The organism is Rahnella sp. RFA10(1/100) (genome assembly GCF_004195115.1).
In the GTDB taxonomy this organism is placed as follows: Bacteria; Pseudomonadota; Gammaproteobacteria; order Enterobacterales; family Enterobacteriaceae; genus Rahnella; species Rahnella perminowiae.
In genome coordinates this window covers 337,410-362,283 of sequence record NZ_SEWR01000002.1, presented here as the reverse complement: position 1 = coordinate 362,283, position 24,874 = coordinate 337,410, and the positions used below count along the sequence as shown (strand labels likewise).

General features: G+C 52.2%; 24 protein-coding genes. 14 read left to right on the top strand and 10 right to left on the bottom strand.

Features of this window, described 5'->3' with window-relative positions:
* Positions 1 to 94: 94 nt before the first annotated feature.
* Positions 95 to 1,024 (top strand): LysR family transcriptional regulator, encoded by a 930-nt coding sequence (locus ETV65_RS08335; RefSeq protein ID WP_129952781.1) that lies wholly within the window; start codon positions 95 to 97, stop codon positions 1,022 to 1,024.
* A 615-nt stretch (positions 1,025 to 1,639) separates the two neighbouring features.
* Here the strand turns inward: ETV65_RS08335 and ETV65_RS08330 are convergent.
* From ETV65_RS08330 to betI, 4 genes are all read right to left on the bottom strand, one after another.
* Positions 1,640 to 2,098, bottom strand: a complete 459-nt coding sequence (locus ETV65_RS08330) for a GNAT family N-acetyltransferase (protein WP_129952428.1) — start codon at positions 2,096 to 2,098, stop codon at positions 1,640 to 1,642.
* A 91-nt stretch (positions 2,099 to 2,189) separates the two neighbouring features.
* Positions 2,190 to 3,875 (bottom strand): choline dehydrogenase, encoded by a 1,686-nt coding sequence (gene betA, locus ETV65_RS08325; RefSeq protein WP_129952427.1) that lies wholly within the window; start codon positions 3,873 to 3,875, stop codon positions 2,190 to 2,192.
* A gap of 23 nt (positions 3,876 to 3,898) precedes the next feature.
* Positions 3,899 to 5,368 carry a betaine-aldehyde dehydrogenase gene (betB, locus tag ETV65_RS08320; RefSeq protein WP_129952426.1) on the bottom strand — a complete coding sequence of 490 codons (1,470 nt, stop codon included), beginning with the start codon at positions 5,366 to 5,368 and terminating at the stop codon, positions 3,899 to 3,901.
* 44 nt (positions 5,369 to 5,412) lie between these two features.
* Positions 5,413 to 6,012: a transcriptional regulator BetI gene (gene betI, locus ETV65_RS08315; RefSeq protein WP_129952425.1), complete on the bottom strand. Its 600-nt coding sequence runs from the start codon at positions 6,010 to 6,012 to the stop codon at positions 5,413 to 5,415.
* Between the two features lie 235 nt (positions 6,013 to 6,247).
* On the opposite strand from betI, the gene ETV65_RS08310 reads away from it, so the two are divergent.
* Positions 6,248 to 8,302 carry a choline transporter gene (locus ETV65_RS08310; RefSeq protein WP_129952424.1) on the top strand — a complete coding sequence of 685 codons (2,055 nt, stop codon included), beginning with the start codon at positions 6,248 to 6,250 and terminating at the stop codon, positions 8,300 to 8,302.
* A gap of 109 nt (positions 8,303 to 8,411) precedes the next feature.
* Here the strand turns inward: ETV65_RS08310 and ETV65_RS08305 are convergent, their stop codons facing one another.
* From ETV65_RS08305 to ETV65_RS08290, 4 genes are all read right to left on the bottom strand, one after another.
* Positions 8,412 to 9,524 (bottom strand): endonuclease/exonuclease/phosphatase family protein, encoded by a 1,113-nt coding sequence (locus tag ETV65_RS08305; RefSeq protein WP_129952423.1) that lies wholly within the window; start codon positions 9,522 to 9,524, stop codon positions 8,412 to 8,414.
* 139 nt (positions 9,525 to 9,663) lie between these two features.
* The gene (gene eptB, locus ETV65_RS08300) at positions 9,664 to 11,340 is read right to left on the bottom strand and encodes a kdo(2)-lipid A phosphoethanolamine 7''-transferase (protein WP_129952422.1); all 1,677 of its coding nucleotides are present in this window, start codon (positions 11,338 to 11,340) and stop codon (positions 9,664 to 9,666) included.
* A gap of 232 nt (positions 11,341 to 11,572) precedes the next feature.
* Positions 11,573 to 13,009: a heavy metal sensor histidine kinase gene (locus ETV65_RS08295; protein WP_129952421.1), complete on the bottom strand. Its 1,437-nt coding sequence runs from the start codon at positions 13,007 to 13,009 to the stop codon at positions 11,573 to 11,575.
* Complete coding sequence (locus ETV65_RS08290; RefSeq protein ID WP_129952420.1) at positions 13,002 to 13,676, bottom strand: heavy metal response regulator transcription factor; 675 nt, start codon at positions 13,674 to 13,676, stop codon at positions 13,002 to 13,004. Before ETV65_RS08290 ends, ETV65_RS08295 begins: the two co-directional genes overlap by 8 nt.
* Before the next feature lie 213 nt (positions 13,677 to 13,889).
* Between ETV65_RS08290 and ETV65_RS08285 the strand changes: the two genes are divergently transcribed.
* From ETV65_RS08285 to ETV65_RS08275, 3 genes are read left to right on the top strand one after another with little or no spacing between them, the layout of a single operon-like run.
* On the top strand, positions 13,890 to 14,513 hold the full coding sequence (locus ETV65_RS08285; protein WP_129952419.1) for a hypothetical protein: 624 nt from the start codon (positions 13,890 to 13,892) through the stop codon (positions 14,511 to 14,513).
* A gap of 26 nt (positions 14,514 to 14,539) precedes the next feature.
* On the top strand, positions 14,540 to 15,181 hold the full coding sequence (locus tag ETV65_RS08280) for a cytochrome b/b6 domain-containing protein (protein ID WP_129952418.1): 642 nt from the start codon (positions 14,540 to 14,542) through the stop codon (positions 15,179 to 15,181).
* Entirely contained in the window at positions 15,174 to 15,938 is a 765-nt protein-coding gene (locus ETV65_RS08275) for a molybdopterin-dependent oxidoreductase (RefSeq protein WP_129952417.1), read from the top strand. Before ETV65_RS08280 ends, ETV65_RS08275 begins: the two co-directional genes overlap by 8 nt.
* A 94-nt stretch (positions 15,939 to 16,032) precedes the next feature.
* Here the strand turns inward: ETV65_RS08275 and ompX are convergent, their stop codons facing one another.
* Positions 16,033 to 16,566, bottom strand: a complete 534-nt coding sequence (ompX, locus tag ETV65_RS08270) for an outer membrane protein OmpX (protein WP_013574702.1) — start codon at positions 16,564 to 16,566, stop codon at positions 16,033 to 16,035.
* A gap of 397 nt (positions 16,567 to 16,963) precedes the next feature.
* Between ompX and rhtA the strand changes: the two genes are divergently transcribed.
* From rhtA to glnQ, 9 genes are all read left to right on the top strand, one after another.
* On the top strand, positions 16,964 to 17,950 hold the full coding sequence (gene rhtA / locus ETV65_RS08265) for a threonine/homoserine exporter RhtA (RefSeq protein WP_129952416.1): 987 nt from the start codon (positions 16,964 to 16,966) through the stop codon (positions 17,948 to 17,950).
* 186 nt (positions 17,951 to 18,136) lie between these two features.
* Complete coding sequence (locus ETV65_RS08260; RefSeq protein WP_129952415.1) at positions 18,137 to 18,700, top strand: fasciclin domain-containing protein; 564 nt, start codon at positions 18,137 to 18,139, stop codon at positions 18,698 to 18,700.
* Between the two features lie 65 nt (positions 18,701 to 18,765).
* The gene (locus tag ETV65_RS08255; RefSeq protein WP_129952414.1) at positions 18,766 to 19,347 is read left to right on the top strand and encodes a sigma-70 family RNA polymerase sigma factor; all 582 of its coding nucleotides are present in this window, start codon (positions 18,766 to 18,768) and stop codon (positions 19,345 to 19,347) included.
* A complete protein-coding gene (locus tag ETV65_RS08250) occupies positions 19,344 to 20,021 on the top strand; it encodes an anti-sigma factor (RefSeq protein ID WP_129952413.1) in 678 nt (225 codons plus the stop codon). The genes ETV65_RS08255 and ETV65_RS08250 overlap by 4 nt, the downstream gene beginning before the upstream one ends.
* Before the next feature lie 413 nt (positions 20,022 to 20,434).
* Positions 20,435 to 20,938, top strand: a complete 504-nt coding sequence (gene dps, locus ETV65_RS08245) for a DNA starvation/stationary phase protection protein Dps (protein WP_129952412.1) — start codon at positions 20,435 to 20,437, stop codon at positions 20,936 to 20,938.
* Between the two features lie 126 nt (positions 20,939 to 21,064).
* Positions 21,065 to 21,331 carry a DksA/TraR family C4-type zinc finger protein gene (locus ETV65_RS08240; RefSeq protein WP_129952411.1) on the top strand — a complete coding sequence of 89 codons (267 nt, stop codon included), beginning with the start codon at positions 21,065 to 21,067 and terminating at the stop codon, positions 21,329 to 21,331.
* A gap of 400 nt (positions 21,332 to 21,731) precedes the next feature.
* On the top strand, positions 21,732 to 22,475 hold the full coding sequence (gene glnH / locus ETV65_RS08235) for a glutamine ABC transporter substrate-binding protein GlnH (RefSeq protein ID WP_129952410.1): 744 nt from the start codon (positions 21,732 to 21,734) through the stop codon (positions 22,473 to 22,475).
* A 107-nt stretch (positions 22,476 to 22,582) separates the two neighbouring features.
* Complete coding sequence (glnP, locus tag ETV65_RS08230) at positions 22,583 to 23,242, top strand: glutamine ABC transporter permease GlnP (protein ID WP_013574682.1); 660 nt, start codon at positions 22,583 to 22,585, stop codon at positions 23,240 to 23,242.
* The gene (gene glnQ, locus ETV65_RS08225) at positions 23,239 to 23,961 is read left to right on the top strand and encodes a glutamine ABC transporter ATP-binding protein GlnQ (protein WP_013574681.1); all 723 of its coding nucleotides are present in this window, start codon (positions 23,239 to 23,241) and stop codon (positions 23,959 to 23,961) included. The genes glnP and glnQ overlap by 4 nt, the downstream gene beginning before the upstream one ends.
* 332 nt (positions 23,962 to 24,293) lie before the next feature.
* On the opposite strand, the gene ETV65_RS08220 is transcribed toward glnQ, so the two are convergent.
* On the bottom strand, positions 24,294 to 24,563 hold the full coding sequence (locus ETV65_RS08220) for a helix-turn-helix transcriptional regulator (protein WP_129952409.1): 270 nt from the start codon (positions 24,561 to 24,563) through the stop codon (positions 24,294 to 24,296).
* Between the last annotated feature and the right edge of the window lie 311 nt (positions 24,564 to 24,874).

Here is a 24,874-nt window from a genome sequence, read left to right as displayed (position 1 = left end):
CTGCTTTTAGTTTTTTCGAAACGGCAACTATAACGTGGCACAACTATGCGAAAAACAGCACAATCAGGAAAATAGTTTTGCGGAAAATGCACAGATGAACGGTTTTAATCAGATCAACATCCAGTCTTTACGCCTGTATATCGCAGTACTCGACCAGGGGAATTTCTCAGAAGTGGCGCGGCGTGAGGCGATGTCGCCGTCAACCGTATCGCGGGTGATTTCCCAGCTGGAACAGGCATTACAAACACAACTGCTGTATCGCAATACGCGCGCCGTCAGCCCGACTGAATCCGGCAAACTGCTGGCCGGCCATGCGCGGCAGGTGCTGGCGCAGTTAGATCTGGCGGCTCTGGATTTGCAGGAACAGGACAGTGAACCCGGCGGACTGGTACGCATCAATGCACCGGTAGTGTTCGGTCAGCGACATCTTGCGCCGTGGTTGCATGAGCTGAGTACCCGTTATCCGCGTCTGAATATTGAGCTGATGCAAACCGACGATTTTGTCGATCCGTTGCAGGACAGCGTTGACTTGCTCATCCGTATCGGCGTGATGGCGGATTCCACTCTGCAGGCGCGTACACTCGGCCATCAGACTTTCCGTCTTGCCGCCAGCCCTGCGTATCTTGCCCGTGCAGGAACGCCCGGATCGCCGGAAGATTTGGCCGGTCACAGTTGTCTGGTGTTCAAGGGATTTGCCGGTTCGCAGCGCTGGTACTTCCGTCAGCCGGATCAGGAATGGCACTCGCTGCATCTGGGGGGATTACTGACCAGCAATAACGCAGAAACGCTGACGCAGGCGGCTATCGACGGCGTGGGGCTGGTGGTCTTTCCCACCTGGCTGATTGGCGATGCCCTGCGCGACGGACGGCTGGTCAGCGTGCTGGAAAGTTATCAGGTATCGACCTCGCCGGAACCGCAGACAATATCAGCACTGTATCCGAACAGCCGCCGCCCCTCGATCAAAGTCCGCGCGGTGATTGATTTTCTGGTGGAGAAATTTGGCAGTCCGGCGTACTGGGAGTGAGGCGTTGCACTAAAGCTTTTTTAAAGACAGATCGAGAATATTTCGGTTTTTCAAGTACTGCGATCACCTGACCCGCCGCGCCGAAACCGACCAGAGGGGAAAAGCTTTTCCCCTCTGAACTCCCCTCGCTTTTCTCAACACGCGCTCCGCTCGCTGGCTATGTTTCAGGTATCACCGCGACAGGCTGGAAATCTTGCCGCTGCGCGGTTTCCTCACTCGGTCCTGAAGCCTTTGGTCTTCAGGCCGCTCCGTTCGGCAAGATTTCTAAACCGCCCGCAGGATCTTAAATTCAAAACCAATCGGTTTTTCAAATCAAATATGGTGAGGTTGTGAAGTTGAAGCCTGAGGCCGGTTCCAAAATCACGCCGCAGGAGAGGTGAAAAACCGCGCGTCTTTATGCGCGGGTTGTAACCCGAACGGAGGGAACCGCGCAGCGGCGGGATTTTGCGGCTATCGCTGTGGTTGATGAAACATAGTCAGCGAGCGGCAGCGCGCAGTTTAAGAGCCAGGGATTCTTAAGGGTGGCGGCGATAAGCCACCCTTAAGGCCAGTGTGGGTGGCAACCCACGGTTTTGACTTTGAAGTTGAAGTTGAAGTTGAAGTTGAAGTTGAAGATTAAATCCTCAACTCCATCCCCACATGCGGAATCCCATCTTCATCGTAAATTTCGGTATACGCCACAAACCCCAGTCTGCCGTAGAAGCCCTGTAAATGCGCCTGAGCGGAAATCGCGACGCGCTCACCCGGCCAGTGTTTCTGGCAGGCAGCCAGTGCCTGTTCCATCAGCTGATGGCCCAGTTTCAGGCCACGGGCGGAAGGCGCGACAATCACCCGGCCGATAGCCACGTCTTCCGCATGACGTAAAATTCGTGCATAGGCGGCAGGTTTTCCCTCCAGCCAGGCGACGATATGACGGTTTTCTCCGGTCAGATCCTGCCCGTCGATATCCTGATAAATACAGGTTTGTTCCACCACAAACACTTCGCTTCGCAGTGCCAGAATGGCGTAAAGCTGCGCCGCGCTCAGTTCGCTGTGATGGTAATCCTGCCAGTGAAGTGATGATAATCCGCTCATCAATGAATGCCCTGCCTGTTTTCTGAAAGCCAAAAAAAAAGAGATATTCCTGAGAATATCTCTTTTTAACACCGGTTTTACAGCTAATTGATCAGGCAGATTTTTTTAGCGGCTGGGTACGGACCGGGGCATCGCCTGCGGTGTAATACTGCGCAGTACTGCGGGGTAATGGCTGACGGCCACGAATTTTATCGGCAATCTTTTCGGCAATCATGATCGTCGTCGCATTCAGATTACCGGTAATGATCTGCGGCATGATGGAAGCGTCTACCACGCGCAGCGCCTGCAATCCGTGAACACGCCCTTCTCCGTCGACCACAGCCATCTCATCAGTGCCCATTTTACACGAGCATGACGGATGGAACGCGGTTTCCGCATGCTCACGGATAAAGGCATCCAGCTCTTCGTCAGTCTGCACATTTTCGCCCGGGCTGATCTCGCGGCCACGATAAGGATCCAGCGCCGGTTGATTCATGATTTCACGTGTGATGCGGATAGCATCACGGAATTCCTGCCAGTCCTGCTCCGTCGCCATGTAATTAAACAAAATGCTCGGATGCTGGCGCGGATCTTTCGATTTCACCTGAACGCGCCCACGACTTGGGGAACGCATTGAACCGACATGCGCCTGGAAACCATGCTCTTTTACTGCGTTACTGCCGTTGTAATTAATCGCCACCGGCAGGAAGTGATACTGAATATTCGGCCAGGCAAATTCTTCACGACTGCGGATAAAACCGCCCGCTTCAAACTGATTGCTGGCACCGGTGCCGGTGCCTTTAAACAGCCATTCGGCACCAATCGCCGGCTGGTTATGCATCTGTAATGCCGGATACAAAGAGACCGGCTGCGTACAGCTGTATTGCAGGTACATTTCCAGATGATCCTGCAAATTCTCGCCGACGCCCGGCAGGTCGTGTACCAGCGGGATATTCAGACGGTTTAGCAGTTCAGCCGCACCCACACCGGAACGTTGCAGAATTTGCGGAGAGGCAATCGCGCCGCTGCACAGCAACACTTCGCGTTTCGCCTTCGCTGTTTTGGCGTTGTATTCGTCACCGTGGAAATAGCTGACACCTACCGCACGCTTGCCGTCGAACAGGATCCTGTCGGTCAGCGCGTGGGTTATGATAGTCAGATTGGCGCGCGGTTTGGCCTGATCCAGATAGCCACGGGCCGTACTCGCACGGCGGCCTTTTGGCGTTACGGTTCTGTCCATCGGGCCAAAACCTTCCTGTTTGAAACCATTCAGATCATCCGTGCGCGAATATCCCGCCTGCACACCGGCTTCTATCATCGCGCCAAACAGCGGATTATTGCCGTTTTTAGGTGTCGCCACACTCACCGGCCCTTCGCCACCGTGGAAGTCATTCGGGCCGATATCGCGGGTTTCTGCTTTACGGAAATACGGCAGACAGTCCAGATAGCTCCAGTCTTCCAGACCCGGTGCTTTCGCCCAGTTATCGAAATCCATTGCGTTACCGCGGATGTAACACATGCCGTTAATCAGCGACGAACCGCCCAGACCTTTACCGCGCCCGCATTCCATGCGGCGGTGATTCATATGCGGTTCCGGGTCGGTTTCATACGCCCAGTTGTAACGGCGTCCCTGTAACGGAAACGCCAGCGCCGCAGGCATTTGCGTGCGAAAATCCAGACGATAATCCGGGCCGCCCGCTTCCAGCAGCAAAACAGTCACATTGCTGTCTTCCGTCAGACGGGTAGCGAGTACGTTGCCGGCAGAACCCGCACCGATGATGATGTAATCGTAATCCATTGAATCTCCTCTGTTGCAGCGGATCAAAATACTGAGCTGAATTCGCCCAGTTCGACCTGCACGGATTTGATTTGGGTGTAATGCTCAAGCGTGGTGAGGCCGTTTTCACGCCCGACACCGGAATGTTTGTAGCCACCGACCGGCATTTCTGCGGCGGATTCGCCCCAGGTGTTCACCCAGCAGATCCCGGCTTCAAGTTTATGAATCGCGCGATGAGCACGGTTGAGATCCTGCGTCACCAGCCCGGCGGCCAGGCCATAGTCAGTATCATTGGCACGGCGGATCACTTCTTCTTCACTTTCATAGGTCAGAATGCTCATTACCGGCCCGAAAATTTCTTCCCGGACGATCAGCATGTCATCACGACAGTCGGTAAATACTGTTGGCGCGACGTAGGCGCCTTTGGCGTATTCGCCGGTAGTGATGCGCTCACCGCCTGTCAGTAAAGTCGCCCCTTCACGCTTGCCGCTTTCGATGTAACGCAGCACTGATTCCATATGCGCGAAACTGACCAGCGGGCCGAAGTTGACGTTTTCATCGGTCGGATCGCCTGAGCGGATACGTTTCACCCGCTCCAGTACTTTGGCTTCGAACGCTTTATGCAATGCGGCGGGTACAAACACCCGGGTACCGTTGGTGCATACCTGACCGGAGCTGTAAAAATTCGCCATCATGGCAATGTCGGCGGCTTTATCGAGATCCGCATCATCAAAGATGATCAACGGCGATTTACCGCCCAGTTCCATGGTTACTTCTTTCAGTGTGGAAGCCGAGGCGCTGGCCATCACTTTCTTGCCGGTTTTAATGCCGCCGGTGAACGAGACTTTGGCAATATCCGGATGCTCCGTTAACGCCTGGCCGACACTGGCCGCACCCGTCACCACACTGAACACACCATCCGGTACACCGGCTTCGGTGTAGATTTCAGCCAGTTTCAGGGCCGTCAGTGACGTGTTTTCACTCGGTTTGAACACCATCGCGTTACCGGCTGCCAGCGCAGGGGCAGATTTCCACAAGGCAATCTGAATCGGGTAGTTCCATGCACCGATACCGGCGACCACGCCCAGCGGCTCGCGGCGGGTATAGACGAATGACGAATCACGCAGCGGAATTTGCTGCCCCTCAATTGCCGGAATTAACCCGGCGTAATACTCCAGCACATCCGCGCCGGTGACGATATCCACGGCCAGTGTTTCAGAAAGCGGCTTACCGGTGTCGGCTGTTTCAATGGCCGCCAGTTCGTCGTTGCGCTCGCGCAGAATATCCACGGCGCGGCGCAGAATACGGGCGCGGCTCATGGCAGTCATCGCAGCCCAGACTTTCTGGCCTTTCTGCGCGGATTTCACGGCCAGATCGACATCCGCGTGCGTGGCGGATTGCACGGTCGCAATCACTTCGCCGTTGGCCGGATTGACTGCGTCGAAGGTTTCATCCCCGGTGCTGTCCTGAAAACGCCCGTCGATATAAAGTTTTTGCTTGCCGTAGCGGGACATATATCTCTCCTCGGTCTGTGCGGTCTGAAATTTTTCAGCCCGGTTTACTGCTCAATGGCATGCGGTGCGATCTGCGATTCAATATGGCGGTGTGTAATTTGCATCGCCTCAGCGTGGTTGAACGCTTTACCGCTGAGGGCCCCGCGCAGCCACAAGCCATCAATCAATGCAGCGGTGCTTTGCGCCGCGAGACGCGCCTCATTTTTTGGCAGAAAACGTCTGAATTCAGCACATAAATTTGAATAGAGCCGGCGGCTGTTAACCTGTTGCAGCCGGTACAACTGCGGGTGATGCATGCTGCTCGCCCAGAAGGCCAGCCAGGTTTTCATCGCCGCGCTGTTGGTCTGACTGTCATCAAAGTTGGCTTCGGCAATCGCATGCAACCGCGCCGTCGGTGCGGTATCCGTCAGTTGCGACAGCCGCAACTGTACGCCTTCCCCCAGGTGACTGAGTAAATAACGCATGGTCGCTTCCAGCAGACCGTTCTTGTCACGAAAGTAGTGACTGATGATGCCATTTGAGACGCCAGCACGGCGGGCAATTTGCGAAATCGACGCATCGTGCATCCCGACTTCGTTCACTGCGGCCAGTGTTGCCTCAATTAATTGCTGCCGCCTGATGGGCTGCATTCCTACTTTGGGCATGGTTCCGGCTCCTGAAAATGAGCGGGTTGAACGCGCTTAACAGCCTTTTTTTGCGCTCCTGCTCAACCTTGTTTCAACGCTCTGACGCCCTCTATTTAACTTTTTTTTGATTGAACGTTCAATTAAAAATGCATATATTTTATTACCAATACGTTAGTAATTTGTATGAATTCTGGAACCTTAAAGCATCCAATTTATTGAAAAATAGTGATTAATTAACATAACAGGGGAAAAGATGGCGATTGCCAATACGACAGAGAAAAAGAGCGAAAAACCGCGCGACCAGCTGAACAAGGTGGTGTTTTTCACCTCCGCCGGGCTGATTTTAGCCTTCACATTAATGACCATTTTCTTCACCGGTTTATCGGGAAAATGGATCAGCCTGACCCTTAACTGGGTGTCGGCCACCTTCGGCTGGTATTACATGCTGGCGGCTACGCTGTACATCGTGTTTGTAGTGTTCATAGCCTGTTCACGTTTTGGTTCGATCAAACTGGGCCCTGAACAATCCAAACCCGAATTCAGCATGATGAGCTGGGCCGCAATGCTGTTTGCTGCGGGTATCGGTATCGACCTGATGTTCTTTTCCGTTGCTGAACCGGTGACGCAATACATGTTGCCACCGGAAGGAAACGGGCAAACGCTGGAAGCCGCGCGACAGGCCATGACCTGGACGCTGTTCCACTACGGTCTGACCGGCTGGGCGATGTATGCGCTGATGGGGATTGCACTGGGATATTTCAGCTACCGCTATAATCTGCCGCTGACGATACGTTCGGCGCTGTACCCGATTTTCGGTAAGCGCATTAACGGCCCGATCGGCCACAGTGTGGATATCGCTGCCGTGGTCGGCACTATTTTCGGTATCGCCACGACGCTCGGCATTGGTGTGGTACAGCTTAACTATGGCCTGAAAGTGCTGTTCCACATTCCGGAAAACCTGACCGTGCAGGCCGCACTGATCCTGCTTTCTGTGATTATGGCGACGGTGTCGGTGACATCCGGTGTTAACAAAGGCATCCGTATTCTGTCGGAACTTAACGTGCTGCTGGCGCTGGGGCTGATTCTGTTTTTACTGTTCTTCGGCAATACCGAATTCCTGCTCAATGCGCTGGTGCTCAATATTGGCGATTACATCAACCGCTTTATGGGCATGACGCTTAACACCTTTGCCTTTGACCGCCCGACGGAATGGATGAACAGCTGGACGCTGTTTTTCTGGGCCTGGTGGGTAGCGTGGTCGCCGTTTGTCGGCCTGTTCCTGGCGCGTATCTCACGCGGACGCACCATTCGTCAGTTCGTGCTCGGCACGCTGATCATTCCGTTCGTCTTCACCCTGCTGTGGCTGTCAATTTTCGGTAACAGTGCGCTGTATCAGATCCTGCATGGCAATCTGGATTTCGCCAACGAAGTGATTTCACACCCTGAACGCGGCGTTTACAGCCTGCTGGCGCAGTATCCGGGCTTTACGCTGAGCGCGTCCGTTGCGACCATCACCGGCCTGCTGTTTTATGTCACCTCGGCCGATTCCGGCTCGCTGGTGCTGGGTAACTTCACCTCGAAACTGGCAGACATTAACAACGATGCCCCAAACTGGCTGCGGATTTTCTGGTCTGTCACCATCGGTGTGCTGACGTTGGGGATGCTGATGACAGACGGGGTTTCCGCGCTGCAAAACACCACGGTGATTATGGGTCTGCCGTTCAGCTTTGTGATTTTCTTCATCATGGCCGGATTGTATAAATCACTGCGCCTGGAAGATTACCGCCGCGCCAGTACCCAGCAGACTCTGGCACCGCTGCCTGCCACCAGCGACGCGGCGCTGAACTGGAAGCAGCGCCTGTCACGGGTGATGAATTATCCGGGCACACGCCATACGCAGAAAATGATGGACACCGTATGTCGTCCTGCCATGCAGGAAGTGGCGCTGGAACTGGAACTGCGCGGAGCAAAAGTCACGTTTACCGAGCACGGGCCGCAGGAAGACGAGAAAATCGGGCCATTGGAATTACAGGTCGCATTGGGCGAAGAGCAGAATTTTGTCTATCAGATCTGGCCGGTACGCTATGCGGTGCCTGCCTTTACCTATCGCGCACGCGCCGGTAAATCACATTATTACCGTCTGGAAACTTTCCTCCTTGAAGGGACACAGGGCAACGACCTGATGGACTTCACCAAACATCAGGTCATCAATGACATTCTGGATCAGTACGAACGTCATCTGAACTTCCTGCATATCAACCGCGAAGCGCCGGGAAACACCCTCACCTTCCCCGAACAACCGGTCTGATACAAGCCCGCCAGAAACCCGCGCAATGCGGGTTTTTTTATACGCGTTGACTCCTTTCCCCGAAGAAACGGCATTAACAGCGGCAGCCGCTCACGTTCGCGGATTGTGATTAATGTGCGTAAACCGGCTGGTTAAGCTTTTCAGCTTTGTGCACATCATGACTTTTCACCCCGGCACTGGAGAGTTTTTCTTCCACTTCCTCAATATCTTCACTGTCGATTTCCAGTGATTCCTGATCGATTCCCTGAGCAGGCGTCAGTGCCAGTTCGACCAGGATAGGAAAGTGATCTGAGCCCATAAATTCAAGACGTTTAAGATCAACCAGTGTGAAATCTTTGCTGTGGAAAACATGATCCAACGGCCAGCGCAGGAACGGATAACTGGCGTGGAACGTGTTGTACATGCCGCGACCGCGACGCGGATCCAGCAGGCCGCTGATTTTCATAAACAGGCGCGTGGTGCGCGACCACGCCACATCGTTCAGGTCACCGGTGACAATCGTCGGGTAAAGCGCTTTGGCGGCGGTATGACCGACGGCGATAAGCTCACCGTCACGCGACGTAGATTCATCCGCTTCGGTCGGGCTGGGCGGCATCGGATGCAGACAGTGCAAAATCACCCGCTCACCCGACGGCAGTTCAGCGCGAAAATGCATAGAAGGAATGTCATCAGCCACCAGATACTGAATCTTCGCTGCGTGCATCGGCAGGCGCGAATACACATGCATACCGTACAGATTATCAAGCGGGCAGCGCAGGCTGTGCGGATAACTGGCATCCAGTTCTGCCATCTGATCTTCCCACCACTGATCAGTTTCCAGTAGCACCAGAATATCCGGCTGATAATGCCTGACCTGCGCCAGTAACTTTTCCGGATCACGGTTGGTGGTCAGCACGTTGCTGTTCATGATCTTGATACGCGAATGGCCGTTGGGGACCGTTTTCTTCACCTGAACCGGATACAGGCGGGTATAAGGCAAAATCCACCAGCTCTGATACGCCATGCATCCCACGGTCAGGATGATAACGGTGGTGGTGATCGCATCACCGAACGGCATGATCGCCAGTTCGGTCAGCAAAAAAAACAGACACAGGGAGGCCATCTGTAACCGCGGAAAATCCCAGACCCGCACCCACCAGCGCTGATTTTTAGAAAGAGGAAGGAGCGTCAGCAAAGTCATAATGACCGTCAGTCCGCAAATGATGATTCGTAACGCTTGCATCGGTTATCAACCCTGATAAAAAAGCAAAAATAATACCCGCCATAGACGGGTATTTGTTGTTAACCGATTGTGACTGAAAAACAGGGAGATGTCGCCGCCTTCTCCCCTGATCAGAAAAAGGCGACAGATTTAGCCAGGATTATTTTGTGGCGGCGGCCTGTTCAGGCACATGGCACCAGTTATGCTGTTCGACAATCCCGCCATTTGGCGAGGTATAACCGATACAGCCCAGAATAGAGTCATACAGCTTTTCATGGAAAACAGGCGTTTTCGCGACAGCCAGTTTTTGCAGCTGTTCGAAACTGGCCTTGTTCTGATCATTGGACAGGAATTTGTCTGATGCCCAGACCATGATCGGCACGGCACGTTGCTCAGCCGGCGCATGATCACGCGGTGTACCGTGGAAGTGCATGCTTTTGGAAATCGACTCACCGTGATCGGAGGCATAGAACACAATCGCATTCTTGTCGCGCAATTGATCAAACACTTGTGACAGGAAGTAATCGGTATACAGCAGGGAATTATCGTAAGCGTTGATCATTTCCTCGGTAGAACAGGAATCATCGATGCCCATACATTCCGGCTTATATTTGGCAAAAGAACGCGGATAGCGGTCGGAATACAGGTAATGCGACCCCTTGGTATGCAGGATAATCAGGTGCTTACCTTTGGGATGATTGTTCATCGAGTCTTTCATTTCATCGATGAGCAACATGTCATCCACCGGTTTACCGGCGTTGCGTTTCTCAGAGGCAATGTTTTCACGCAGCGAATAATCATCCGCACGGGTTTTGTTATAGAACCAGGCTTCGCTCTGCATGGAATAAAGCTCTGAACTCCAGCCATTGCTTTTCAGCACGGAAAACACGTTCATTTCTTTCAGGGTACGCTGGGGTTCTTCAGAGGCCCCGCCTTCACGCACAAACATACAGCGCAGGGAAAGCTTGGTGGCGGTGTCACAGGAATAACCCTGCAGGGCGACCAGATTTTTCTCTTTGTCGAGATTGGGCGTGTTGTCACGATCGTAGCCGTACAGCCCCATGTGGTCGCGGCGGGCGCTCTCACCGATCACAAACACCACATACATATCTTTGGCATCCGCTGGTGCGGTATACGTGAAGTGTCTGGCCGGATCGAACAGATTTTTGGTGTCTTCCGCCTGACTGTAGCTGCTGTAAGAATATAAACCCAGTGCTGAAAGCCAGTTGGATGGCGAATAGGTTCCGGCCACCACACCGCCGTAACTCGCCATCATGCGGTTGTTCACGATGTCGTGGCGATCCTGCACTTTGCCCATCAGTTGCAGCGGCATGTAACAAAGCAGGCCGGAGACCGCGAGCAGCAAGGTTCTGACCGCCAGTTTTTTAAAGGTCGTTTGTTTCAGTGCCGCGCCCGGCATTTTGCTCAGCCACAGCAGCAGTACCGGCAACAAACTCACCAGTACTGTCCAGGCGATGAAATGTGTCCCGATGGATTCTTTTGATAAATCAATGGAATCAGACGCCAGCGCCGCCGCTAAAATTCCGTAGCCGATATCGACGTTAAACAGAATCATGTAGTAACTGGCGGCGGCAGAAGAAATCACGATGGCGCTCATCAACACACGGAAAACCGTTTTTCCGGTATATGACAGCAACATACACAGGAAGTAGACCAGCGCAAAACAGGCCACCATTTCAACAGCAATCGACAAGGCATTGTCATACTGCAATTGCTGATAACGACGGATAAAAATCGGAAGGTTTAGCAGAAGCCCGAGATAAAGTGCAATGAACAAAGAAATGCTCTGTTGCGAAAGTGAACGAATTTTATGCATTAGAAATAACTGGCTCTTTTGTGAGTCTGGTTGCGTCGTACTGACCGCTCGTACCGGAGGTGGGACCCCACTCCTTAGGACATTCAGACTCCGGGCTGGGCATTTTCGTTCAAACTGAATGACGAGTTCCAATGTGATAATGTAACAAACTTAACGAATTCCTTATGTTTCAATAACATGAAAATGAAGGATTCCCCTCTATTTTACACAATTTTTCTCATTTATTGAGTCACTATTGAGGAAACTTATGATTGGCCCCGGGAAAAGACAGCGTGAAGCATGTTTCTCCCTGTGCTGAGCTGGTCATGCTTACACTTCCGCGATGCAATGCCATGATGGCCTGAACAATCGATAATCCAAGACCGCTGGAACTGCCGCCTTCACTGCGTGAGGCATCTGCCCGATAAAAACGATCAAAGAGTTTTGCACATTTTTCCGGCGGAACCTGATCGCCCTGACTGATCACATGAATATCCATGCCCCGGGCGTGCGGTTCAGCGCGCAGCTCAATCGGACTTCCCTCCCGGCCATAACGCACTGCATTGGCAACCAGATTGCTGAGTGCACGCTGGAACAACATGGCATCGGCATACAGCACGCCTGTACCTTTACCGTTCAGCGTCATACCGCGTTCTTCCGCCAGACCCTCAAAATATTCCTGAATACGGGTCATTTCAGAAGAAACATCAATGGTGGTGATGGTCAGGACGGAGCGCGCATCTGAAGCCCGCGCCAGAAACAGGATGTTTTCCACCATACGGGAAATACGTTCCAGCTCTTCCATATTGTTCGCCAGCAGTGTTTCATATTCTTCCACCGTACGCGGCTGGTATAACGCCACCTGACAATGCCCCATCAGCGCCCCTACCGGCGTGCGTATTTCATGCGCCAGATCGGCGGAAAATTGCGTCAGTCGCTGATATCCTCCGGCGAGCCGGTCGAGCATATCGTTGAAAGAATAAATTAATTGCTGCAATTCCTGCGGTGCATTTTCAGAAGACAGTCGCGTAGACAAACTGGCCGGATGGATCTGCGCCGCCTCATGCGCCATATTGCGCAGCGGCCGTAATCCGCGGCGGATCACCAGATAACCCAGAACGGCAATCAGCAAATAAGCGAATAGCACCGCCCCGGTAATTTCCCAACGAAAAGTCTGTAACAGATGCGACTCCTCGGTCATGAAATGCGCGCCGGTGATTTCAACCGTCCGCCCGTCCTGGATTTGTACCGCCGCACGGGCAAAGCGTACCGGCGTGCCATCCGGTGCGGTGAGGTGATGCACTGTATTCAGCGTCAGCGGATAACCGTCCGGCACGGCCACCACCGGCGGCAATTCCAGCCGGGATGGATTGACGTTGATCAGCGGCTTCTCACCGGACAAACGAAACGTCAGGATATCGCGCTCGTTACCGAGCATATTTTCAAACAGGCCGGGATTACGGCTGAGCTGCGACAGCGGAAATTCGTTGGCAAGCAGATGACGGAAATACTGAACGCGGCCGCTGACCTGATAATCTGCACGGCGTACCAGTTCTTTATCCATCGAGTAATAAAGATAAAAACCAACAGCGCTAACGACCAGTGAGGCGATCAGCGCAAACAGTAAGGTGGCGCGAAGCGTCAGCGACATGCCGCGCTCAGGGAGTGGAGTAAATTGCCGATCAGTCATGTCGCACTTCGCACACATAACCAATCCCGCGCACGGTATGGATAAGTTTCACCTCAAAGGTGCGGTCAACTTTGCCACGCAGGCGCTTAATGGCAACATCCACCACGTTGGTATCGCTGTCGAAATTCATGTCCCAGACCTGTGAGGCGATCATCGTCCGCGACAGCACTTCCCCCTCGCGACGCATCAGCAACTGCAGCAACATGAATTCCTTGTTGGTCAGCGCAATGGCCTGATCCTGACGGGTGACACGACGGCGCAACACATCAAGATTCAGGTCTGCCACCGAATAGATATCGGGTTCGCGGGTGGCCGGGCGGCGCAGTAATGTACGGATACGCAACACCAGTTCGGTGAAGGAGAACGGCTTGATGAGATAATCGTCAGCGCCCAGTTCCAGCCCGTGAATGCGATCATGCACCTCATCGCGGGCGGTGAGAAACAGCACCGGCACGTCGCTTTTTTTGCGCAGGACTTCCATCACCTGCCAGCCGTCCAGCCCCGGCAGCATAACATCGAGGATCACCGCATCGTAACCGTCTTCCAGCGCCAGAAACAGGCCATCAGCACCGTTACGCGCCAGATCCACGCTGTAACCTGCTTCTGTCAGTCCTTTTTTCAGGTAGTCGCCTGTACTGACATCGTCTTCAATCACCAGTATTCGCATTCAGGCCCCCAGCGCCGTATGACCATTCACCTAAAGAATGATTCATCTGAAAGTTTATCAGTTTCGTCAGTCATCTTTGATGACAATTTTGTCATCAATTTGTCATCAGCCAATACCGGTTTATCGTCCACTCTTAAGGAAGTTATCCATCACTGGCAGGTTCAGTGATTCATCTAACAGAATGAAATAACGCTGGAAAATGGAGAGTTAATTATGAATGCACCAACACGTATCGCTGGTCTGTTACTGGGTTCCCTGCTGATGTGCAGCGGGATGACATCCGCTTTTGCCGCCGATAATGTGATTAAACCCACACGCGGAACCATTGATTCAGTTAATGACTCATCAGTACAAATCACCACCCGTCAGGGTGAAAAACTTGACGTTAAACTGACCGATCAGACCAAAATCAATGCCGTCACCAAAGGCAACATCAGCGATATCAAAGCGGACAGCTTTATCGGGACGGCAGCCGTTCCGCAGGCTAACGGCACGCTGAAAGCACTGGAGGTCCACGTCTTCGCACCCAGCCTGCGCGGCAGCGGTGAAGGCTTCAATCCGTTTGAATCCGCCGATGGCAAAATCAATACCATGACCAACGGCACCGTCGGCAAGCTGGTGAACAGCAACGGCCGCACCCTGACCGTGAAATATCACGATGCTGAGAAAACTGTCGTCGTGCCTGACGATGTGCCGGTTGTTCTGCTGGCACCGGGCGACCGCAGCCTGCTGAAACCGGGCACTAAAATCGTATTGTTTGCCATGAAAGACGACAAAGGTGCGCTGGTTGCACGGGGTATCGCTGCCGGTAAAGACGGCATCGCGCCTCCGATGTAATCCGGCCAGTCAACAGGAGATTAAGCGTGAAACCTCAGCTCTCATTACCCCGAAAACGCCGGATCCATTCCTGGCCGGTTCGTATCTGTCATTGGATCAATGTGCTGGCAATGATCGGCATGGTGATGAGCGGCTGGGGGATTTATAACGCCGATCCGCTTTTCGCTTTCACTTTTCCGCAAAACACTACCCTCGGCGGCTGGCTGGGCGGCAATATAGCCTGGCATCTGGCGGTGATGTGGCTGCTGGCGGCTAATGCCCTGCTCTATCTGGTGTGGGGTATTTTCAGCGATCATTTCAGGCATGACTTTTTCCCCTTTTCGCCCCGCTCTGTCTGGCGCGATACCGTTCGTGCACTGACATTCAGGCTCCCTCACAAGCTCGGTCAGTACAACGCCGTGCAAAAGCTGATGTACAGCGGAGTTTTATTGCTGGGCGCACTGCTGGTGCTGTCGGGTTTGTCCATCTGGAAACCGGTGCAGTTCAGCGGGCTGGTCTGGCTGTTTGGCGGTTTTGATATCGCGCGTTATGTGCATTTCTTTGCGATGAGCGGCGTGCTGCTGTTTGTCATTATTCACGTACTGATGGTCCTGCTGGTGCCTGAAACCTTCGTGGCAATGCTGACCGGCGGCAAAAAAATAAGCACGGAGGACCACGCCGATGAGTGAAAAACCACAACGGCCAAAAATTATTCTTGAGCCCGATCAGCGCAAACAACTGGTCAATGTCCAGCGCCGTTTATTACTGCGGTCAGGGCTGACGCTCGGTGCCGTTTCGATGCTGACGGGCTGCAATTTGCAGGACGGTGATCAGGTCGATAAGGTGCTATGGGCAATGTCCCGCTGGAATGACCGGGTTCAAAGCTGGCTGTTCGGCGGCCAGAAACTGGCGCAAACCTACCGCGCGGATCAGATCACCACGCCATTTCGTTTCAACGCTTATTACCCCGAATACAACGTACCGGAAATCGACATCCCTAATTACCGGCTGGAGGTTTCGGGTCTGGTACAAAAGAAAGCTGCGTGGACGCTGGAACAATTGCAGCGCCTGCCACAGGAAAGCCAGATCACCCGGCTGATTTGCATTGAAGGCTGGAGCGCAATTGGTCAGTGGAAAGGTGTGCCGCTGAAAACCTTCCTGCAACAGGTTGGCGCGGATCTGACGGCCAAATATGTCGGCTTCAAATGCGATGACCGCTATTATTCCAGTATCGATATGGCAACGGCGCTACATCCGCAAACTATTCTGGCGCTGGATTTTGGTGGTAAACCCTTACCGCCCGATTTTGGTTATCCGTTACGTCTGCGCATGCCCACCAAACTCGGCTTTAAAAACGCCAAGCATATCGGCGCGATTTTCGTGACCAATGAATACCCCGGCGGCTACTGGGAAGATCAGGGCTATAACTGGTTCAGTGGAATTTGACAGGTATAAAAAACAGGCATAAAAAAACCGCTCAGCTGAGCGGTTTTCGTTTTCGCGGGAGGGTAACGGCAAAGCGTTACGCTGCGGCGAAGAATTAGAAGCTGTAACCCACGCCTGCGATCCAGGTACCCACATCCACACTGCGGATACGGGACTGTTCGTAGGACACGTCCAGAGCAACGTTCTGGATTGGGTTGAACTGCAGACCAGCACCGTAAGAGAAGCCGTAATCGCTGGTGTCATTTTTTTCACGGTTAGCAGTAGATGCTGCTGCTTCGTTGTACTGGAATTTACCGTAGCCAACACCCACAACACCGTAGATGGAAACCCAGTCAGCCAGACGGTAAGCAGGACCCGCAGTCAGACCGTAGTATTGTGCTTTACGGTAGTCGCCAGATGCCGGGGAGCTGTCATCTTCGATGTAAGTGAAAGAACCGATAGCGCCCAGTGGGTTGCTATCTTGTTCCCAACGGTATTTTAAGTTGAAGCCGTTTGCTTTGTTAGCAACGCCTTGTGCGTCACCCTGAGCGTAGCCAGCAGTTACGGTGCTGGTGTCAGCGAAAGCGCTGGAAGAAACGCCCAGAGCAACTACGCAAGCTAATGCGGAAAGACATGCAATTTTTTTCATAAACCACCTCAAAAATAGAAACCAAAGTAACCTTCACGTTTGAAAATATAACAAAAACCAGTGTGAAACTCTGCCTCAATTAAGGTGTCCAAAGCATCATATGGTGTAACAGGAAGTTTCCAGTGAGTCCTATCCTTTTAATTTTATTGATATTTTAGCCCCATAAACTATAAGGTAAACTTATTGAACTTTTTGAGATTAGCAGATAATTCCTAAAATTATGCTTAAAAAAACACCGCTTTTTGCGTCTTTTTAACAGAAACGTTCCGGAAAAAACTTTTCTTTGAGGATTTTTTCTCGCCACATTTCCCTCTACACTGACAGCACTTTACCTTTCTTTTCAAAACTATAAATCTTGAGTTTGCGGATTCATGGATCACCTCAAAAGGCGCAAAGGATGACACAGTCAGGACAACATCAGCCGCAGGAACCGCAGAACACGCTGCAGACGGCGACGCATAACAACAGCCCGCCGGTTCCAGTGTTAGCAAAAAAAACCTCACCGCTGATAGCGATTTTATTGTTACTGATCGCCATGTTGTCATTACAAGGCGGGGCGTCGCTGGCCAAAACGCTTTTCCCGGTAGTCGGTCCGCAAGGTGTCACGGCATTACGTCTTGGGCTCGGCTCTGTTTTATTACTTCTCTATTTTCGTCCGTGGCGTCTGAAAATGCGCGGCGGTAATTTGCGTGCGCTGCTGATGTATGGACTGGCGCTGGGCTGTATGAACTATTCGTTCTATCTGGCCCTGCAAACGGTCCCGCTGGGCATTGCCGTTGCACTGGAATTTACCGGCCCGCTGGCAGTCGCGATGTTCTCCTCGCGACGCCCGGTAGATTTCATCTGGGTAGTACTGGCTGTGACGGGGTTGCTGTTGCTGTTGCCTCTCGGGCAAAGTGCTGGCGGTGTTGATCTCAAAGGCGCGTGCTTTGCGCTGATCGCCGGTGCCTGCTGGGCCGTTTATATCCTCGCAGGACAACGCGCAGGCAGCAGTTACGGGCCGGGTACCGCGGCGATGGGGTCACTGATTGCCGCGTTAATTTTCTTCCCGATTGGGGCAGTACAGGCTCACACCTCTATTTTTAGTTGGGAGATTTTACCGCTCGGTTTGCTGATCGCCCTGCTCACTTCTGCCATTCCTTATTCCCTGGAAATGATGGCGCTGACCAAATTGCCAGCCAAAACCTTCGGCACGCTGATGAGCATGGAACCGGCAATGGCGGCACTTTCGGGCATTATCTTCCTCGGTGAATTCCTGACCGCGACCCAGTGGATGGGTCTGGCAGCGATTATCGCGGCGTCGGCAGGTTCCACACTCACTATCCAGCGGAAGACCAAAATCGAGACAGTCGATATTCCCGGCAACCATCCTTCTGGCAAATAATCCTGCCCCTGCAACACATAAAGCCACGTTTGGCCGACGTGGCTTTTTCTTTTCAATCAACAGGTTGAAAATATTTTTCATGTAATTCTTTTTTTTATCGTTTTTCCTGCATCCAAAAGCGGGGGGTGATTCGTATGTATAGATGTGAGGCAAGACCTTACCTACTCAACTCCCAAGGACACCATCATGAAAACATTAATCCGTACCGCTATCTGTGCTTCTCTTCTGCTGAGCACCGCGTCAATGGCTGCAATGATGTCCCAAAGCACCACCATGGTCGGTGGTGCAGAAATGTACCCGTCCAAAAATATCGTAGAAAACGCCCTTAACTCGAAAGACCACACCACGCTTGTCGCTGCCGTGAAAGCCGCCGGTCTGGTAGATACCTTGCAAGGTAAAGGTCCGTTCACCGTATTCGCCCCGACCAATGCCGCCTTCGCAAAATTACCGGCAGGCACCGTGGATAATCTGGTGAAACCTGAAAATAAAGCCACCCTGACCAGCATCCTGACCTATCACGTCGTGGCCGGTAAATATGAGATGAAGGATCTCGAAAAACTGCTGAAAAAAGGTAACGGCACAGCGGAACTGAAAACCGTTAACGGCCAGCCGCTGTGGATCCTCAACAACGGCCCGCACAATATTCAGCTCAAAGACGCCAAAGGGAATATCGCCAATATCAGTACTTATGATGTCCAGCAGAAGAACGGTGTGATCGACGTCATTGATACCGTGCTGATGCCAAAATAATACCGGCTATACTGAGTGCATGATTTCTCTTATGAAACAGCATCTCAGCAAGTCAGGACGGGCGAATGCATGACAATCTTTTAATAAAGCCAACACCAGAGAAAGCGCTGGAAATCCAGCGGGAACTGATGAACGCGATGGCCGTTGGTGACCGACAGGCATTTGAACAATTATACCGTCTGACGTCACCCCGGCTGTTCGCCGTTGCATTACGTATGTTGCGGCGACATGCCTGGGCAGAAGAAGTATTGCACGACAGCTATATCACCGCGTGGAATCGCGCTGCCTCGTACAATCCGGCACTCAGTTCCCCGATGACCTGGCTCACCCATATTGTCCGCAACCGCGCTATCGACTGGATGCGCGGAAGCGACAACCAGTTAGATGAACTGGATGAGACAATGAGTGACGGTGATGCCAGCGACCATGATGAACCCTTGCAACGGCTGCAACAGGACAGTGATGCCAAAATTTTGGCCGCCTGCCTTGCACACCTGCCTGCCGAACAAAGACAAAGCCTGATCCTTGCCTATTATCAGGGCCTGTCGCACGGCGAGGTCTCATCGCATCTTCAACAACCTCTGGGGACGATCAAAAGCTGGATCCGTCGCGCCCTGGATCACTTAAAGAGCTGCGTAGGATTATGAAAAGCAGAAGCCATTATCATGCCGCCCTCGCGGCTGAATATGCGCTCGGCACCTTGCGCGGCGCGGCACGGATTCAGTTTGAGCAAAAAATGCAGGCCGACCCTGAACTGGCGGCCGAAGTGGCCCGCTGGCAGGAAGCCTTCACGCAACTGGATAATCAGATAACCCCGGTCATCCCGCCAGCCTCGGTGTGGAAACGCATTCAGCATAACCTTGCGCTACAACCGACAAGAGTTCCGGTAACGGCACGACGACCGGTGCGGGCTTATATGGGCTGGGCACTGGCCGCCGGGCTGGCCGCCTTATTGTTGATCCCACGCTTACTGGTTCAACCGCAAGCGCCGATGCCGGTGGCAATACTGGCCAGCAGCAACGCGCCGCAGGCCGGGCAATGGGTGGTCAGTGCTGACAGGAGCACCCGCAGTTTGTTGCTGACACCGATTAATGCGCAGAATATCGCCGCAGACCACAGCCTCGAACTGTGGGCCATCGCGCCGGGCGGAAAGCCGCATTCTCTCGGGTTACTGAATACGCAGCAACCGACACAACTGGCGCTGGCAACGAACATGCCGGATGCGGGCTTTACGCTGGCGATAAGCCTTGAGCCTCGCGGCGGTTCTCCGACGGGGCAACCCACAGGTGCCGTATTGTATAGCGGTGCGATGGCGCTTTGAAGGCAACACGCGCTGATTAACGGCGGGGATTATCCCGCCGTTATATTTCCCCTAATGAATACTACAGGTTGTTACCTTTTATTATTCCTATGCCCTGCCGGAAAAAACCTGATAAAGATATATCCGCATACTGTCACTTACACTTAAAAATATCCTGACCCCCGTAATGAAAATAATTATCAGTCCTGATTTATTTTATCCGGGTAATAGTAGATGAAGTTCCGGATGAATCCTATCTACCTTATAAATCAGCATGATAATTTAAAAGCGAACCTGTTGCAGAGCTTATAAGTCATACACTATCAGAACGATAGGAATGGTCGCCCTGCAATTTTTCAATTTATTGCTATACTGAATACAGTTATGAAATACATTAATAGCAATTAATTTTAATGAAACAAGGAGATATGTATATGAGTACCGCTAAACTGGTCAAAACGAAATCTTCTGAGCTTATCTATACACGCAATGATTTAGATGAAAGCGTCAAACTCAATACTATCAAGGTGCTGAACCGTCTGGTGACCGAATACATCGACCTGTCACTGATCACCAAGCAGGCACACTGGAATATGCGTGGTGCAAACTTTATTGCCGTACACGAAATGCTTGATGGCTTCCGTACCGCGATCATCGATCATCAGGACACCATTGCAGAACGTATTGTGCAGTTAGGCGGCGTGGCGTTGGGTACCGTTCAGGTTGTTAACGATAAAACTCCCCTGAAGAGCTATCCGACCAATATCCATAGCGTGCAGGAACACCTGAAAGCCCTGGCAGAACGTTATGGCGTCGTCGCTAATGACACGCGCAAAGCCATAAGCGAAGTCGAAGATGAAGACACCGCTGATATTTTCACTGCCGCATCGCGCGACCTGGATAAATTCCTGTGGTTCATTGAATCAAATATCGAGTAATCAGCGCCCCGGTAGCTGAAGGCATGTAACCGCAGCTACCCTACTTCTTCAAGTTCAGTACAAAACGGGCAGATGATAATCATCTGCCCGTTTCACCTTTTTACGAACCCTTGCGGGGAGGTCATAATGGCAAGCGGATGGGCGCAAGATGGCGCCGTGCAGGAACAGATTGATTCTACGGTAAATGATGCGGTCGATCGCGCACGTCAGTCTCTCGGGCATGGCGAAAGTGCGCATTACTGTAAAGAGTGTGGTGACCCGATCGCGGAGGCACGCCGTAAAGCGCTTCAGGGCGTGCAGTACTGCGTCACCTGTCAGGCAGTGCTGGATAAAAAGCAGCAGGATCACGCTGGCTACAACCGACGCGGCAGCAAAGACAGTCAGCTACGCTAATATTTTGTCATATGTCAGACTGCACCATTATGGTTCAATGAAAGTCCTCCCCCCCGTTATTATCTCCCCCTCATTGATATGTTTGCTTCAAAATTGAGCACACATTTTACTCATGTATCAATAAAGTTAGAGCAAGTTATCATTTGAGCAGCGTAGTTGTTAATTAATGATTGTTTAAAATACAAGATATGGTTAATGATAAAACCACGCACCATAAAAGAACATTGCCACATGTAACAATGCACTCATTTGGTGCTAACCGGCTTTCAATCACTGCTTAAACGGTTCAGCAACGCGATAAGACATTGAATTTTAATAAATATAAAATTTGGCATAAATATTGCATTATAGCGCCGTAACATAAAGTCGTTCCCATAATATGTACAAAGGAAATTCCCTGATGAAGTCACTCTTAAAAGTTTCCCTGGCCGCGTTAACCCTGGCCTTTGCCGTTAGCTCACACGCAGCAGACAAAAAATTGATCGTAGCTACCGACACTGCGTTTGTACCGTTTGAATTCAAACAAGGCGACAAGTACGTCGGCTTCGACATTGACCTGTGGGACGCGGTCGCAAAAGAGATGAAAGTCTCCTATGAACTGAAACCGATGGACTTCGGCGGCATCATTCCTGCCCTGCAGACACACAACATCGATCTGGCGCTGGCGGGGATCACCATCACACCTGAACGTAAAAAAGCCATCGACTTCTCTGACGGCTATTACAACAGCGGCCTGATGGTGATGGTTAAGAGCAATAACGACAGCATCAAAAGCGTGGCTGATCTGAAAGGCAAAACCGTTGCAGTGAAAAGCGGCACCAGCTCCGTTGATTACATGAAAGCTAACGTACAGACCAAAGATCTGCGTCAGTTCCCGAACATCGACAGCGCTTATATGGAACTGGGCACTGGCCGCGCTGATGCGGTAATGCACGACACGCCAAATATCCTGTACTTCATCAAAACGGCCGGTAAAGGTCAGTTCAAAGCAGTCGGTGATTCACTGGCTGGACAGCAGTACGGTATTGCTTTCCCGCAAGGCAGTGACCTGCGTGAAAAAGCCAACGCGGCGCTCAAAACCATCAAAGAGAATGGGACTTACGCGGCGATCTACAAAAAATGGTTTGATAGCGAACCTAAATAAGCCCTTTTTCATTTAAGTCGTTCCTTTTTCAGAAAGAGCACTTGATAAGAAGCGCCTGCCAGTGATGCTGACCAGGCGCAGTTTGTTGTTATACCAGGAGATAATCCATGCAGTTTGACTGGAGCGTAATTTGGCCCGCTCTGCCTATCCTGCTCGAAGGCGCCAAAATGACATTGTGGATTTCGGTCCTCGGTCTGGTTGGCGGCCTGATTATTGGTGTGATTGCGGGCTTTGCCCGCGCGTTCGGTGGCTGGTTTAGCAGCAACGTCGCACTGGTGTTTATCGAGCTTATTCGCGGCACGCCTATCGTCGTACAGGTGATGTTCATTTATTTCGCACTGCCGATGATGGTGCCCGATCTGCGGATCGACCCTTTCAGCGCGGCGGTGGTGACGATCATCATCAACTCCGGTGCTTATATCGCTGAAATTACACGAGGCGCGGTGTTGTCGATTCACAACGGTTTCCGTGAAGCCGGTCTGGCGCTGGGCCTGTCGCGCCGTGCGACGCTACGTTACATCATCATGCCGCTGGCATTGCGCCGTATGCTGCCACCGTTAGGTAACCAGTGGATTGTGAGTATCAAGGATACGTCGCTGTTTATCGTTATCGGTGTGGCCGAACTGACCCGTCAGGGCCAGGAAATTATTGCCGGTAACTTCCGCGCTATGGAAATCTGGAGTGCGGTTGCTGTTATCTATCTGATCATCACGCTGGCTCTGAGCTTTGTTCTGCGCCGCTTAGAACGCAAACTGAAAATTATATGATTGAATTCAAGAACGTCTCAAAACACTTTGGTAAAACCCAGGTGCTCCACGACATCGATCTGAACATTTCTCAGGGAGAAGTCGTGGTTATCATCGGGCCATCCGGCTCCGGTAAATCCACGCTGTTGCGTTGCATCAATAAGCTGGAAGAAATCACGTCCGGTGAACTGATTGTCGATGGCCTGAAAGTGAATGATCCGAAAGTGGATGAACGTCTGATCCGCCAGGAAGCCGGTATGGTGTTCCAGCAGTTCTATCTGTTTCCGCACATGACGGCGCTGGAAAACGTGGCTTTCGGCCCGATCCGCGTTCGTGGTGCGTCGAAGGATGAAGCCAATAAACTGGCGAAAGAGTTGCTGGCAAAAGTGGGCCTGTCTGAACGCGCCAACCACTATCCGTCAGAGCTTTCCGGTGGCCAGCAGCAGCGTGTGGCAATTGCCCGTGCTCTGGCGGTGAAACCTAAACTGATGCTGTTTGATGAGCCAACCTCTGCGCTCGATCCTGAACTGCGTCACGAAGTGCTGACCGTCATGAAACAACTGGCGGAAGAAGGCATGACGATGGTTATCGTGACCCATGAAGTCGGCTTCGCCGAGAAAGTGGCATCACGCTTAATCTTTATCGACAAAGGTCGCATTGCAGAAGACGGCAAACCGGCTGATCTGGTGAACAATCCGCCGAGTGAACGTCTGCGTGAGTTCCTGCAACACGTTTCGTGATGCAGAAGGCCGCTGCAACGGGGCGGCTAACCGAACGCTTTCTCACTCGCCGTGAAGGCTGAATTGTGAAAATTTCGGTTTCTCAAGTGCGGTGATCGCTTAACGCGCTGCGCCGAAACCGCCCAAAAGGGGAAAGTGCTTTTCCCCTTTTGGATTTCCCCTCGCTTTTTTACTGCGTGCTATCGCTGGAACGACGGACATGTTCTGTTACATCGGCAAGTGGCGCAAAATGTCATCGCTCCGCGATTCCCTCATTTCAGGTTTCGAGCCTTGGGTCTCGAACCATTCATTCGGTGCCATTTTTGAGCGCGCCATTCGACAAATTCAAAAAACTAGTCTCTTGATTTATCGTGGCTATTTCTTAATGTCTTGCTTATGAGTTGGCCTTGCGCATCAAAATAACGGCTTGGCCAGATTTGTGCTGGTGCAATATTGAGTGCAGAAGCAATCAGCATTTCGCCTTTCGGCCACGAACGTGACAACGCATTTGAAAGAGTCGAAGAGGACAAACCCGCTGCGCGTGAAACGGCGGCAAGCGTTGTTCCTTGCTTACGCAGTGCGGCAATAATGTCGGCCTGATGCCAGTCTGTATAGGTTTTCATTGGTATCCTCCATGCCAGAGGACAAAGTGAAGGTTGGGTATAAATGGCAGGAAAGTGGGATTGTGGAGAGTTCGCATATTTGCATTTCCAGTTTTGATGGAATTACGCCACCACCGGAGAGCCGCAATACTCTTGGGTGGTAGCCCAGACAGGGATTGCGGTACCGGATTACTGGAAACCGGCCTGACCGAAGTCAGCCCCACCTGAGCCACCATAGAACATCTATATTCACGCATGATGCGATCATTTTCGATGGATGTGACAAGGCATCAGTAAGAAACGAACGCGTTGAACGTTCCTTACCTCCAGTA

Excerpts from the sequence above, each read along its gene's own strand:
- dps (WP_129952412.1), top strand. The coding sequence starts at position 20,435 with ATGAGTACCGCTAAACTGGTCAAAACGAAATCTTCTGAGCTTATCTAT.
- glnH (WP_129952410.1), top strand. The coding sequence starts at position 21,732 with ATGAAGTCACTCTTAAAAGTTTCCCTGGCCGCGTTAACCCTGGCCTTT.
- ETV65_RS08275 (WP_129952417.1), top strand. The coding sequence starts at position 15,174 with ATGAGTGAAAAACCACAACGGCCAAAAATTATTCTTGAGCCCGATCAG.
- ETV65_RS08305 (WP_129952423.1), bottom strand. The coding sequence starts at position 9,524 with ATGCAAGCGTTACGAATCATCATTTGCGGACTGACGGTCATTATGACT.
- glnP (WP_013574682.1), top strand. The coding sequence starts at position 22,583 with ATGCAGTTTGACTGGAGCGTAATTTGGCCCGCTCTGCCTATCCTGCTC.
- glnQ (WP_013574681.1), top strand. The coding sequence starts at position 23,239 with ATGATTGAATTCAAGAACGTCTCAAAACACTTTGGTAAAACCCAGGTG.
- rhtA (WP_129952416.1), top strand. The coding sequence starts at position 16,964 with ATGACACAGTCAGGACAACATCAGCCGCAGGAACCGCAGAACACGCTG.
- ETV65_RS08310 (WP_129952424.1), top strand. The coding sequence starts at position 6,248 with ATGGCGATTGCCAATACGACAGAGAAAAAGAGCGAAAAACCGCGCGAC.
- ETV65_RS08255 (WP_129952414.1), top strand. The coding sequence starts at position 18,766 with ATGCATGACAATCTTTTAATAAAGCCAACACCAGAGAAAGCGCTGGAA.
- ompX (WP_013574702.1), bottom strand. The coding sequence starts at position 16,566 with ATGAAAAAAATTGCATGTCTTTCCGCATTAGCTTGCGTAGTTGCTCTG.
- betB (WP_129952426.1), bottom strand. The coding sequence starts at position 5,368 with ATGTCCCGCTACGGCAAGCAAAAACTTTATATCGACGGGCGTTTTCAG.
- eptB (WP_129952422.1), bottom strand. The coding sequence starts at position 11,340 with ATGCATAAAATTCGTTCACTTTCGCAACAGAGCATTTCTTTGTTCATT.
- ETV65_RS08285 (WP_129952419.1), top strand. The coding sequence starts at position 13,890 with ATGAATGCACCAACACGTATCGCTGGTCTGTTACTGGGTTCCCTGCTG.
- ETV65_RS08335 (WP_129952781.1), top strand. The coding sequence starts at position 95 with ATGAACGGTTTTAATCAGATCAACATCCAGTCTTTACGCCTGTATATC.
- ETV65_RS08295 (WP_129952421.1), bottom strand. The coding sequence starts at position 13,009 with ATGACTGATCGGCAATTTACTCCACTCCCTGAGCGCGGCATGTCGCTG.
- betA (WP_129952427.1), bottom strand. The coding sequence starts at position 3,875 with ATGGATTACGATTACATCATCATCGGTGCGGGTTCTGCCGGCAACGTA.
- betI (WP_129952425.1), bottom strand. The coding sequence starts at position 6,012 with ATGCCCAAAGTAGGAATGCAGCCCATCAGGCGGCAGCAATTAATTGAG.
- ETV65_RS08260 (WP_129952415.1), top strand. The coding sequence starts at position 18,137 with ATGAAAACATTAATCCGTACCGCTATCTGTGCTTCTCTTCTGCTGAGC.
- ETV65_RS08240 (WP_129952411.1), top strand. The coding sequence starts at position 21,065 with ATGGCAAGCGGATGGGCGCAAGATGGCGCCGTGCAGGAACAGATTGAT.
- ETV65_RS08290 (WP_129952420.1), bottom strand. The coding sequence starts at position 13,676 with ATGCGAATACTGGTGATTGAAGACGATGTCAGTACAGGCGACTACCTG.
- ETV65_RS08220 (WP_129952409.1), bottom strand. The coding sequence starts at position 24,563 with ATGAAAACCTATACAGACTGGCATCAGGCCGACATTATTGCCGCACTG.
- ETV65_RS08330 (WP_129952428.1), bottom strand. The coding sequence starts at position 2,098 with ATGAGCGGATTATCATCACTTCACTGGCAGGATTACCATCACAGCGAA.
- ETV65_RS08250 (WP_129952413.1), top strand. The coding sequence starts at position 19,344 with ATGAAAAGCAGAAGCCATTATCATGCCGCCCTCGCGGCTGAATATGCG.